Consider the following 11,138-nt stretch of genomic DNA (forward strand, 5'->3'; position numbering starts at 1 on the left):
GGCCGACGAGGCCGTTGAAGGTCAGGCTGGCGACCTCGCCCTGGCGGGCCAGGAGCATGCGCGGCAGGACGAGCAGCCCGTCGGGGAAGTCGGCCCAGAGGCCGCTGGGCGGGCGCAGCGGGTCGAAGGCGAAGCCGGCGGCGGCGACAGGGCCGGCGAAGGGCAGGGCCGGGTCGGCGTCCACGCAGGCGGTGTCCACCAGGTCGCGCCAGGCGGCGCTGGCGCTGGCGAAGCGGCCGGCCCCGCCGGCGGCGATGTCCCATGCCGAGCCGAGGCCGGCGACGGCGAGGCCGTCGGCGGGCCGGCTCCAGAAGAAGCGGTTGTGGGTGGCCCCGGCGGCGCGGGCGAAGAGGGCCAGCGGGTCGTCGGGGGCCACCTGGGCGGTGACGCTGACCAGGACGGGGCGGCCGAGCTGGCGGGCGCGCTCGCGGGCGACCTCGGCGAGCTCCTCCATGCGGGCCACCTCGCGCAGGGCGGCGGTGGCGACTCGGACGTGGATCATGGGCGTGGCTCATCCGGGCAGGCGCGTGGGCCTGCCCCTACCGGCGGGTACCTATATCTATTATACCAGGGGCGCGGGCAGGGCTCACGCTGGGGCTACGCGCCCCATGCGCATCAACTTAAGCCCCAGCTTCTTGGAATTTCTTGTTGTTTTGGCCAACATGGCCAGCGAAGCTGGCCATGTTGGCCAAAACAACGTCGGGTTTTAGGGCGTAGCCCTAACCTGGACAGTGACCGTCCACCCCCGCGCGAAGGCCAAACAACGGGCATTCCGCACACTGAAGCATTAAATTCGGGGGGTCTGGGGGGCGACGCGCCCCCAGCGGGGGGCCCGGGGGCTGGCCCCCGGGGCGGGGCGCGGGCGCAGCGCCCGCATCCGGAGATATGGGGAAGCATGTAAACCCGTAAAGCGCGGGGCGCGGGGCGCAACGCCCGCATCCGGATGCCCGGCGGGGCGCGGGGCGCAGCGCCCGCATCCGAGGGTCTCGGGTGCCCCGAGGATTATGGGCGCGGGGGCGCGGCGCCCGCCGCCGGCACCCGGCTCATCGCGTACTCGGCCAGCGCCGCGATCGTCAGGCTCGGGTTGACCCCCGGGTTCGCCGGCACGGTCGCCCCGTCCACCACGTAGAGCCCGGGGTGGCCGTGGACTTGGCAGTCCAGGTCGATCACGCCCTCATCGGCGCTGTGGCCGAAGGGGCATCCGCCCAGGATGTGCGCCGTCATCGGGATGTTCAGCAGCGACTCGTTCACGCTGGTCGAGGGGATGCCGTTCGTCTTCTCGGCGAAGCGTCTGGTCACGTAGTGGCCGATCGGGATCTTGCTCGGGATGGGGTTGTCCGGGTCGGCCCGGCTGACCATGCCGCGCCGCCCGAGGGTGAGCGGGCTGCGGCCGAGGCGCATGCTGATCTGGTTGTCTATCGTCTGCATCACCAGCATGATCGTCGTGCGGCGGGCCCAGCCCGGCAAGACGTGGGTGCGCATGAAGTCGAGCGGGCGTTTGAGGATGTCGCCGGCTGACTGGAGCAGGCGGCGCGCCAGGCCGCCCTCATCGATCATCGGGCCGGCGAGGAAGCGGATCAGGTCGGAGCCGGCCGGGTAGCGCACCGGCTCCACGGTCGTCACCGGGTCGGCGTAGAAGATCGAGGTGATCGCCACCCCCTCGGAGTAGTCGGTCTTGCGGCCGCGGTTGATCACGCCGAGCAGCGACTCGCTGTTGGTGCGCACGCTGTCGCCCAGGCGGGCCGAGATGCGCGGCAGCGAGCGGGTGATGTCGCGGCAGCGGAACATGAGCCGCAGGGTGCCCACCGTGCCGCCGGAGATGATCACATTGCGGGCGCGCACGCTGCGGGCGCTGCCGGGCATCCATGCGCTCGGGCGGCGGTAGCGCACCTCGTAGTGCGCGCCGTCGGGCTGGCCGGGCGGCAGCGGGCGGATGTCGCGCGCCTCGGCGTCGGGGCGCACCTCGGCCCCGCCGCGCTCTGCGAGGTGGAGGTAGTTCTTGGGCAGCGTGTTCTTGGCGTTGTGGCGGCATCCCACCATGCAGCCGCCGCAGTGGGTGCAGCCGGCGCGGGCCGGCCCGGCCCCGCCGAAGTAGGGGTCGGCCACTGTCACCCCCGGCTCGCCGAAGAAGACGCCGGTCTCGGTGGGGCGGACGGTGTCGCCCTGGCCGAGCTCATCGGCGATCTCGCGCAGCACCGCGTCGGCCGGCCACTGGCGCGGGTTGGTGGACACGCCCAGCATGCGCTTGGCCGTCTCGTAGTGTGGGGCCAGCAGGGATTTCCAGTCGGCCAAGTGGTGCCAGGCCGGCGCGGCGAACATCTCGTCGCTGGGCGTCATCAGCACGTTGGCGTAGACCAGGCTGCCCCCGCCGACGCCGCAGCCGCGCAGCACCACCACGTCGCGGAAGGGGATGATCTGCATGATGCCGAAGCAGCGCGCCGCCGGCAGCCACAGGTAGCGCCAGATGTTCCAGTTCGTCTTCGCGTAGTCGCCGTCCTCAAAGCGCCGCCCGCGCTCCAACACCAGGACGCGGTAGCCCTTCTCGGTCAGCCGCAGCGCCGAGACGCTCCCGCCGAACCCGGAGCCGATGATGATGTAGTCGTATAGCATAGTGTTGAGTGTTGAGTGTTGAATGTTGAATTTCAACATAGTTCCGCATTATAAGGTGCTTGCTTATTGTAGAGCTGGGCTTCCCTTCTGTGGCGAATGATCGCGCATCCCCCTGTGAAGAAGCGGACTCCGTGCAGCTCCCCCCGTGGTACAGTAGCATTCAACATTCAACATTCAAAGGAGTCTCCCATGCCAGGCGCCCTCGACGACATCCTCATCCTCGACCTCAGCCGGGTCCTCGCCGGGCCATACGGCACGATGGTGCTGAGCGACTTCGGCGCCCGCGTGGTCAAGGTCGAGCAGCCCGGCCAGGGCGACGAGACTCGCACCTGGGGGCCGCCCTTCGCCGCCGACGGCCAGAGCGCCTACTTCCTCTGCGCAAACCGCAACAAGGAGAGCATCACGGTCAACCTGCGCAGCCCCGAGGGCCGCGCGATCGTGCGCGCGCTGGCCGCCCGCGCCGACGTGCTGATCGAGAACTTCAAGGTCGGCACGATGGCGGCCCTCGGCCTGGGCTACGAGTCGCTGCGTGAGCTGAACCCCGGCCTGGTCTACTGCGCGATCACCGGCTACGGCCAGGACGGCCCCTACGCCCGCCGCCCTGGATACGACACGGTCATCCAGGCCCAGGGTGGGCTGATGAGCGTCACCGGGCCGGCCGAGGGCGGCCCCTTCAAGGTCGGCGTGGCCGTGGTGGACATCACCGCCGGGCTGTATGCGGCGAGCGCCATCCTGGCCGCGCTGCACCACCGCGCGCGCGCGGGCGAGGGCCAGCTGATCGACATCGCCCTGTTCGACGTGCAGCTGAGCTGGCTGGCCAACGTCGCCTCGGCCTACCTGGTCTCGGGCAGCCCGCCCGCGCGCCAGGGCAACGCCCACGCCACGATCGTGCCCTACCAGCCCTTCGCCGCCGCCGACGGCCACGTGATGGTGGCGGTCGGCAACGACGGCCAGTTCGCCCGCCTCTGCGGCGCGCTGGGCCGGCCGGAGTGGGCCACCGACCCGCGCTTCACCAGCAACCCGGCCCGCGTGGCCGCCCGCGACGAGCTGGTGCCCATGATCGCCGAGGTCATGGCCGGGCGCCCCGCGGCGGCATGGGTCGAGGCGCTGCTGGCCGCCGACGTGCCCTGCGCCCCGGTCAACGACATCCCCGCCGCCCTGGCCGACCCCCAGGCCCAGGCGCGGGGCATGGTGCGAGAGATCCCCGCCGAGGGCGGCCCGCCGGTGCGGCTGGTCGGCCCGGCGCCCAAGCTCAGCGCCACGCCGGCGGCCGTGCGCAGCGCGCCGCCGCGCCACGGCCAGCACACCGAGGCCGTCCTGCGCGAGCTGCTCGGCTATGATCAGGCGCGGATCGCGGAGCTGCGGGAGTCTGGGGCGATCTGAGGATTCCCCTGGCCTCCTATGCGCCGAGGGCCAGCCAGATCGCGGCGCGGTCGCGGAAGAAGAGCAGGTAGCGCGCCAGGAAGTAGACGCCGCGGTAGAGCGCCCCCCGGCGCACCGTGTCGTAGTCCACCAGGACGAGCCGGCCATCGGCGGTGCGCATCAGGTTGTGGGAGCGCAGCAGGGTGCGCCGCACGAGAAAGCCCCAGATCCGCCAGGGCAGCATCATCATACCGTTTAGCTGCCGGCGCTCGGCCCGGCTGCCGCTGGTGCGCCCGTAGAGGTCGGGCATGATCCCGGCCCGCCGGTAGAGCGCGCTGGCCCGACCGATGATCGCGGTGAGCTCGGCGGCGAGCGCGGCCCGCTCCGCGCGGCCGAGCGCCCGCAGGTCAAGGTCGGCGAGGGTCTGTGCGCCCTCCAGGAAGGGCTGGATCACCAGGGGATGGATCTCGCCCCGCGAGTCGCGGGCCAGCAGGTAGGAGCTCGGGATGCTACGGCCGGCCCCCATGCACGCGCAGAACAGATCGGCGGCGGCGCGCATCTGTCGCGCGCTGGCCAGAGCCTCCTCCAGGGTGTCACCCTCCTCAGGCTTCAGCTTCACCACATAGCGCCCGTCGTCGCTGCGGTAGACCTCAGTCTCGTTGCCGCCAGCCACCCGCTCCAGGACGTGGTCATAGTCGATCGGCGCGAACACCGCGTCGTGATGCTCTGTCATCGTCTCCGCCCGTATGTCTGTGCGCTCTGCCAAGGCCTATCTTGCCACTATGACGTGGCGCGGGCGGTAAGGGTTGCCGCCTCGACGGCGACATGTGGCCGTCTAGCGGTACGATACCGGTATATAGGGCATATAGATGGTTTGCGGCGCGCCGAGCGCCGACACCCGTACGCTCACCGTCGTGCTCGGGGTCATCGGGTCGTTGCTCTGGATGAGGATATCGGCGCTCGCCGGCCAGCTCACCGTGCTTCGCGCCCAGCTTAGCTGTACCGGCAGGCTTGCCTGCCCGCCGGGGGCGATGCTGCCCGTCGGGGATGGCAGAGCGGCCCAGATCGCGGTCGAGGGCTGCGGGCGGAGCTCGATGGTCTGCCCGCTGCTCACGCGCAGGCTGCTGCCGCACCCTAGCGACTGGACGCTCGCGCTGCTCTGCTGCACGCCCGCGCTCGCCAGCTTAGTCGGCGAGAGGGCGTCCACGCGCTTGTAGTTCAGCGTCGCCCGCCCGTCAGGGCGAAGCAGCGCCTGGAAGCTCATGCGTGTGCTCAGATCGTTGAAGAGCGGGACATCCTCCCAGCTCACCAGGAACCCGCCCGCCGTCTGGGCGTAGCTCACCCGCGCCCCCGGCTGCGCGGGGTCGAGGTCGACACGGAGCGGGATCAGGGCGGCGTCGGGCGTCTCGCTCAGCGGCAGGCAGCCGGTAAGGTAGCTGGTAGAGACGCCGCTCAGCGAGGCGAAGCTTATGAACCCATTCGCCCCGACCCACGCTGCCGTGTAGCTCTGATTGAAGAAGGGGAACGCGAAGCCCAGGCTGATCGGGCCGCTCACCCCGTCGTCGGGCAGCGCTAGCGTTGTCGCGTCGGCGGGCGGGCTGATCCATAGCGCCGTCGGGCCGTCGGACTGGTCGCTGCGCCAGACTCCGTACTGCGCCGTGATCACGCTGGCGCTGTAGGTCAGATCTTTGGTGCCATTGTTGCGTAGGATGAAGGTGCGGCTCGTCGCCGTCCCCAGCGCGACGGTCGCCGTCTGGATGGTTGTGCTGGCGTCCAGGCGCGGCGCGTCGGTGTCGAGGGCGAAGTCGTAGCTGCGGCTCTCTCCAGAACCGAGGGGGAAGCTGACGGACTGTGGCGCGTAGCCGGGCGATTGCGCGGTGAGTGTGTAGCTCGTGGCCGAGGGCGGCAGCATGAGCGAGTAGGCCCCGCCGGCGTCGCTGCTCACCGTCGCCCCGCCGGCCACGCTCACAGACCCCACCAGCGTGCTGCCATCGGAGAGGCGCGTCAGGCGGCCGCTCACCGTCGCGTAGCTCAGGTCGGCGGGCACCGTCAGTGTCACCGGGATCACCAGCGGCTCATGGGTCAGGTCGGCGTCGTGGACGATGATGCGGGCCTGGTAGGTGCCCGGCCCGGGCACGTATGCTGTGTCGAGCGTGACATCGACGCTGGCGCTGGCGAGCGCGCCGATGGGGCTCACGCCGGCGGCGGGCAGGCTGAGCCAGGGCACATCCACGCTGGCCTCGGCCACGGCGGCGTAGACGTCGAGCTGGCCGTAGCCGTAGATATTGTTCGGCGAGCTGGCGGCGTGGCAGAGGTCGTAGGCGCCACCGTCGAAGCGCGCGTCGCCGCTGATCGGCACGGCGCTATCGGTGAGGATCTGGTAGGTGCGGTCGTAGTCGCCGATCAGACTCGGGTTGGCTGCCCAGAGCAGGGCCACGCTCCCCGCCACGTGGGGCGTCGCCATCGAGGTGCCGCTCAGCGAGCGATAGGTGGTAATGCTGCCGGGCGAGGTGGAGACGATCCCGCTGCCGGGCGCGCTGATGTCGGGCTTCAGCCGCCCATCGGCGCTCGGCCCGATGTCGCTGTAGCTGGCGATCAGGTTGCCGTTGTCGAGGGCTCCCACTCCCACCACCTGGGCATAGTCGGCGGGCGACTGGATGCTGCTACAGCCGCTGGAGTTACCGGAGTTGCCGGCGGCGAAGACCGGGAAGATCCCGGCGGCCCGCCAGGCCGCCACATAGCCGGCGTACCAATCGTTGCCGCCGCTGCCCGAGGACCAGGAGTTACTAATGATCTGCGGGCGCAGGTCGGTGCGTGGGTTCTGTCCGCCCGGGTCGGTCGGGGCGAGCAGCCACTGTGCGGCCTCGATCAGCGTCGTCTCCGAGCACTGGCTCGCGTCACAGGCCCGCGCGGCGATCCAGCGTGCGCCGGGGGCGACCCCGACGGCCGGCGCGCTGGCGCTGGCCCCGCCGCTCGCCACCATGGTGCCCATCGTGTGGGTGCCGTGGTAGCCCGAGTCGGTCGGAGATGGCGAATTTGCAAACGGGTCGTACCAGTTATAGCTATGGTCGAAGACCCCGCCGCCCGCGTTGCCCCGATACTGGCCCACCAGGGCCGGGTGGGTGTAGTCCACGCCGCTATCGATGCTGGCGACGGTGATCCCGGCACCGCGCACGCCGAAGTTGTTCCAGACCCGGTCGGCGCCCACACGCACGATGTTCCAGCATGTGTTCGCCGCGTCGGGCAGGCATCCGCTCGTACTGTCGAGTGCCGCGTCTGCGGGCGTGTCCTCGCCGAAGGCCATCAGGTGGCTCGCCCGGAGCATGGCCACCTCGGGGCGCGCCGCCAGGGCCGCGATGTCGGCGGCGTCGCCGTGGACGGCCAGGGCGTTGACGATCCAGAGCGGCGTGTAGGTCGCGCCGCGGGCGTCGAGCAGCGCGCGCAGGCTGGTCTGGGATCGCTCGGCGTGGTCGCGGAGCGTCTCGTAGACATACTGGCCGCGCTGATCCCAGTCGCTGATCGCGTATGCCGCGCTCAGGTCGGCCTGGTCGCCCAGGAAGACGAGGAAGTCGGCGGGGCTATCGGGCGCGGCGGCGGCGGCGGCGCTCAGCTGAGGGTCGATACGCTGGGCCTGATCCGGCAGCGACGCGGCGCGCAAGTCGGCGGGCAGGGCCGTCGTCAGGCTCGCCGTCGCGGCGCTGGCCGCCAGGGCCTCGTAGAGCCGGGGGGTCACAGTCGCCCCGCTCGTATTGTGCAGGCTGAGCGTCACGCGCTTGGTGCTGCCGAGTGCCACGCTGGCCGAGATCGCGGGCGGGGCGCTGGTGAGCGGCGTGCCCACGCTGGCGATGGCGTCGCGCGGGGCCACAGCGGCGGCGGCGCTGGCGATCAGCGTGATGATCCGCAAGAGCAGGGTGACGCTCCTGCGCCGGTAGGTTGTCATATGGGAGCTCCCAGGAGTGGCCAGCGTGAGGATTCGTAGGTAGCGTAGCAGCCCATCGCGGCGGTGTCAACGGGAGCCGTGCGGGCAGGCCATGGGCCTGCCCGCACGGCGGGCGGCCACGGCGGGTCGCCCCGCCGGCGCATGGCGGGCGCAAGGCTGGCATGGATCTTGCTGTACCTCTCGTATCAACAGCAGCACTGTGTGCTGAAGGAGGACACTCATGGTACAGAATATCTCTGGTCGCTTCCATACGCGTGAGGATGCGGAGCAGGCGATGCGTGATCTAAGCGCCAGCGGGGTGAGCCGCGAGGCGATGCATCTGACAAGGATCGCTGCGGGTGCCGGGCGCTCGACGACCGCAGATCCAGTTCTCGCCGACATCATTGTTGGGGTCGTGTTTGGCGGCCTGCTTGGCGGGACGATCGGCGTTTTCACCGGCGCGCTCTTCATGTCGATCCCGGTTCTCGGCGCGCTGATTCTCAGCGTCATGGCGGGCGTCGGCCTGGGCGGCAGCTTCGCCGGCATGGCGATGGGCGTTGTGTCCGGCCTGATCCTCGGCGGCCTGCTCGGCGGGATCGTCTGGTCAGGCATTAGCTCAGGCGACGTGGTCGTGACCGCCGAGGTCGAGGAGGATGACAGCGCGCTGGTGGCGACGATCTTCCGCTACGATGGGGCGCTCGCGGCCTGATTCAGGCGCCGCTGCCCTCGATCCGGCCGAGCAGCCGGTCGAGCTCGGCGAGGGTGTGGGCGAGTCCGGCGGGGGTGCGGCTAAGCGCGCCGTCGCCCATCATGATCGAGCGCATCGCCCCAAAGTCATCGCCCAAATCCTTCAGGTCGATCAGATCCTGGCACAGCTGCCGGTCGCTAATCATGATCCCGTGGCGGCCGAGCAGCTCGCTATAGCGGGAGAAGTGCTGCGTGAGCTGGGTGGCCACCGTCTCGAAGGCGTGGCGGGCGATGGTCAGGCGGGTCTGATAGCGCATGGTGCTATCGTGGAACATCACATGGTCATCGCGGCTCGGCTCGATCAGGATGATATCAACCTCGGGGTGGCGGCGGCGGATCTGCTTGATGTGGTAGTGCAGCCCGGCGTGGATGAAGGTGCGGAAGACCTGGCTGCCGATCTGGGGCACGCCCTCGTCGCTGATGGCGTGGCCGGGCAGATGGTGGCTGTTATCGAAGGGCACCATGGGGTTGATGCAGACGATCAGCTCGGCGCCGCCCTCGATCGCCACATCGAGGCTGACCGTGCCGCGGATCCCGCCGTCGATATAGTCGCGGTCATCGATCCGGACTGGCCGGTAGAAGAACGGGATGGCCGCCGAGGCGCTCACCGCCTGAGAGATCGCCACATCCTCCAGGGGCGGGTGGCCGAAGATCGCGCGCTCGCCGGTGTCGAGGTCGGTGGCGATGATCGCCAGCTCGTGGTTGAGCCGAGAGAAGCGGTTGGTGCGGCCGGGGAGCTCCAGGGCGGCGCGCAGGTAGCCCTCAAGGGCGTTGGCGTCGTAGAGGCCGCTGGGCAGGCTGGGCGCCAGGCGCTCGGCGAGGTCGAAGAGCGAGACCCCCTGCCCCGTGAGCAGGTTGCGCGTGATCGTGCCGAGGGCTGCGGGCAGGTGGCGGATGCGAGCGAGGGCTGCGGGCAGGTTGAGCGAGAAGAGGTGCTGTGGCTCAAGCTGGTCGATCCCAAAGGCCGGGCTGTCCAGGACGGAGAGCAGGGTGCGCGGCGAGATATTGTTGGCCAGGCATGAGCCGACCAGGGCGCCGGCGCTTGTGCCGACGTAGCTGTCGAACTCGTTGACCGAGTGCTGCTCCAGGATCTGGTCGATCGCACAGAGCGCGCCGATCTCGTAGGCGGCGCCGGCGACCCCGCCGCCCGCTAGCACGAGGGCAGATTTGCTACGCTGCATGGGTGCCCCCTTGGGAAGGATGAAGGATGAATGGAACCATTCATCCTTCATCCTTCATCCTTGCTTCTTGAGGATCTGATCGACGATGGAGGCCAGGGCATCGACCTGCGAGTGGAGCCGGACGACATCATTTCGGCTGGGCATGTCGATCTCCTGGCCGGTAATGTGCGAGGGCGCGCTGTCGGCGAACTCCTGGCGGAGCAGCAGCAGCCGCCAGCGCACACCCTCGTCGGGGCTAATCTCGCCGCGCTCGATCAGGGCGTCGATCCGGCGGCCGATCTCGGCCTCGATCAGATCGGTGCCGCCGAGCGAGCCGAAGAGCGTGCGGCGCAGGTTGGCGATCGTATCGCCGCCGAGCTGGATCATCCCCGTGAGCAGTGTGGTAGGCAGCTGCGGGCCGCTGCGCCCGCGGGCCTGGAGCACGACCTGGGCCAGGATGCTTGAGGTAATATCCGCGCTGGTCTCATTATCGAGGATCTGCACCGCCTCGCCGCTCTGCACCAGCTGCGCGATCCCATCCAGCGTGATGTATTGCTTACGGTTGGTGTGGTAGAGCTTGCGATTGGCGTACTTTTTGATCGTATGCATACGCCCTCGCCATGCGTTGGGGTGGTGTTCGTAATGTCAGTATAACACACTGTGTCAAAAGAAAGTGCCCCCGCCCGATGTATTCGGGGCGGGGGCGCTGCCGTTGGGGGGCAGATGGCGCTACGCCTCGGGCTTGGCCTCGGCCTTGGGGGCGGCCTTGCCCTTGGCGGGCGTATCCTGGACGCGGCGCAGCTCCTCTACGCGGCCGGCGAGGTTCGCGATCTTCGCGCTCAGCTCGTCGATGTCGCGCTTCGAGGGGATGTTCAGCCGGTTCAGGAACTGCTCCAGGCTCGCCTCGATCTGGTTGCCCATCGTGGCGACGCTGTTCTGCACCTGGTTCGTCTGGGGCATCGCATTTTTGCGGACGCGCTCCATCGCCTCGTCGATCAGATGCTGGGCATCCTTCTGGGCGAGCTCGCCACGCTCCACCAGCCGGTTGACAAACTCCTCCGTCTCGTCGCGGCTCAGGGCCAGGGCGCCGACGCCGGCAAGGATGAGCTTGCGCATCAGATCGAGCATCTGAGCGCTGCTGTTCATCGTCGGTGTCGCATCGTCAACCTGGCGGACGTTGACCTCAATCTCTTCAACGTTAGTCATGGGTATGCTCCTTATGGTGCTGTCGCTGTACGATATCGTCGCGGCGCCCCGCAGGCACCTCCAGGATATCATACTCTCGTCTATAGTGTGCATATAACGCAGTGCGTTATATGAAGAGTATAACACACTGCGTC

At 69.3% G+C, this 11,138-nt stretch carries 8 protein-coding genes and 1 pseudogene; 2 read left to right on the forward strand and 7 right to left on the reverse strand.

Going from position 1 to position 11,138, the window contains the following annotated elements; genetic code table 11:
* Positions 1-502 (reverse strand): annotated as a pseudogene (locus K2Z83_RS17650) (isochorismate synthase); the annotation flags it as partial.
* A 500-nt stretch (positions 503-1,002) separates the two neighbouring features.
* The gene (locus tag K2Z83_RS17655) at positions 1,003-2,649 is read right to left on the reverse strand and encodes a GMC oxidoreductase (RefSeq protein ID WP_220596507.1); all 1,647 of its coding nucleotides are present in this window, start codon (positions 2,647-2,649) and stop codon (positions 1,003-1,005) included.
* Positions 2,650-2,799: 150 nt separating this feature from the next.
* Here K2Z83_RS17655 and K2Z83_RS17660 point away from each other — a divergent pair, with 150 nt between their 5' ends.
* Positions 2,800-3,993 (forward strand): CaiB/BaiF CoA-transferase family protein, encoded by a 1,194-nt coding sequence (locus tag K2Z83_RS17660; RefSeq protein WP_220596508.1) that lies wholly within the window; start codon positions 2,800-2,802, stop codon positions 3,991-3,993.
* Between the two features lie 16 nt (positions 3,994-4,009).
* On the opposite strand, the gene K2Z83_RS17665 is transcribed toward K2Z83_RS17660, so the two are convergent.
* Together K2Z83_RS17665 and K2Z83_RS17670 are read right to left on the reverse strand one after the other, a co-directional pair.
* Positions 4,010-4,705: a type II toxin-antitoxin system HicB family antitoxin gene (locus K2Z83_RS17665; protein WP_220596509.1), complete on the reverse strand. Its 696-nt coding sequence runs from the start codon at positions 4,703-4,705 to the stop codon at positions 4,010-4,012.
* A 102-nt stretch (positions 4,706-4,807) separates the two neighbouring features.
* The gene (locus K2Z83_RS17670) at positions 4,808-7,912 is read right to left on the reverse strand and encodes a S8 family serine peptidase (protein WP_220596510.1); all 3,105 of its coding nucleotides are present in this window, start codon (positions 7,910-7,912) and stop codon (positions 4,808-4,810) included.
* A 220-nt stretch (positions 7,913-8,132) separates the two neighbouring features.
* Between K2Z83_RS17670 and K2Z83_RS17675 the strand changes: the two genes are divergently transcribed.
* Positions 8,133-8,600 (forward strand): hypothetical protein, encoded by a 468-nt coding sequence (locus tag K2Z83_RS17675; protein ID WP_220596511.1) that lies wholly within the window; start codon positions 8,133-8,135, stop codon positions 8,598-8,600.
* Between the two features lies 1 nt (position 8,601).
* Here the strand turns inward: K2Z83_RS17675 and K2Z83_RS17680 are convergent, their stop codons facing one another.
* The 3 genes from K2Z83_RS17680 to K2Z83_RS17690 form a co-directional block, all read right to left on the reverse strand.
* Positions 8,602-9,870 carry a patatin-like phospholipase family protein gene (locus K2Z83_RS17680; RefSeq protein WP_255604170.1) on the reverse strand — a complete coding sequence of 423 codons (1,269 nt, stop codon included), beginning with the start codon at positions 9,868-9,870 and terminating at the stop codon, positions 8,602-8,604.
* A 3-nt stretch (positions 9,871-9,873) separates the two neighbouring features.
* Entirely contained in the window at positions 9,874-10,407 is a 534-nt protein-coding gene (locus K2Z83_RS17685) for a polyhydroxyalkanoate synthesis regulator DNA-binding domain-containing protein (protein ID WP_220596512.1), read from the reverse strand.
* A 120-nt stretch (positions 10,408-10,527) separates the two neighbouring features.
* Positions 10,528-11,004, reverse strand: a complete 477-nt coding sequence (locus tag K2Z83_RS17690; protein ID WP_220596513.1) for a phasin family protein — start codon at positions 11,002-11,004, stop codon at positions 10,528-10,530.
* Positions 11,005-11,138: the final 134 nt, after the last annotated feature.

Origin of the sequence: Oscillochloris sp. ZM17-4 (genome assembly GCF_019599295.1) — a bacterium.
Taxonomy (GTDB): Bacteria; Chloroflexota; Chloroflexia; order Chloroflexales; family Chloroflexaceae; genus Oscillochloris.